At 75.1% G+C, this 646-nt stretch carries 1 protein-coding gene; it reads left to right on the top strand.

Going from position 1 to position 646, the window contains the following annotated elements; translation table 11 throughout:
* Positions 1-646: histidine kinase dimerization/phospho-acceptor domain-containing protein (locus KUM32_RS39790; RefSeq protein WP_217146602.1), on the top strand; the 646-nt coding region annotated here is incomplete at both ends.

Genomic DNA, 646 nt, shown 5'->3' with positions numbered 1-646 from the left:
CCGCACCTCGGGGCTTGAGGTCTTCGCCATCGCCGACCTGCGGGCCGAGCGGGACGACACGGCCGCGCTGCTGGACTCGGTGCGGGCGGGCATCGTGCCCGTGGTGGTGCTGGCCGCGCTGCTGGCGCTGCTGGCCGCGGGCACGGTCCTGCGACCGGTACGCAAGCTCGGCCGGGCCACCCGTGGGCTGGCGGCGGGCGACCTGGGGAGCCGGGTCGCCGTTCGGGGGCACGACGAACTCGCCGACCTGGCCCGTACCTTCAACGAGACCGCCGACGCGCTCCAGGCGTCGGACGCGGAACTGCGCGAGCAGGAGGCCAAGGCGCGCCGCTTCGTGGCGGACGTCTCGCACGAACTGCGGACCCCGCTCGCGGCCATGACGATGGTGGCGACGGTCCTGGAGGAGGACGCCGACCAGCTTCCTCCGGACGTGGCGCGGGCGGCCCGCACCGTTGGCGCGGAGACGGCCCGGCTGTCCCGGCTGGTCGAGGACCTGATGGAGATCTCCCGCTTCGACGCGAAGGCGGCGCACCTGAACGCTGCCGAGACCGACCTCGCCGAGACCGTACGGGCCACGCTGGCCCTGCGCGGCTGGACGGACCGGGTGCGCACGCGCCTCGACGAGGGTGTGCGGGCGGTGGTCGAC

This window comes from Streptomyces sp. AC627_RSS907, from assembly GCF_019049165.1.
The sequence above is the reverse complement of the archived record's forward strand: the minus strand, read 5'-3'. Positions and strand labels throughout refer to the sequence as shown.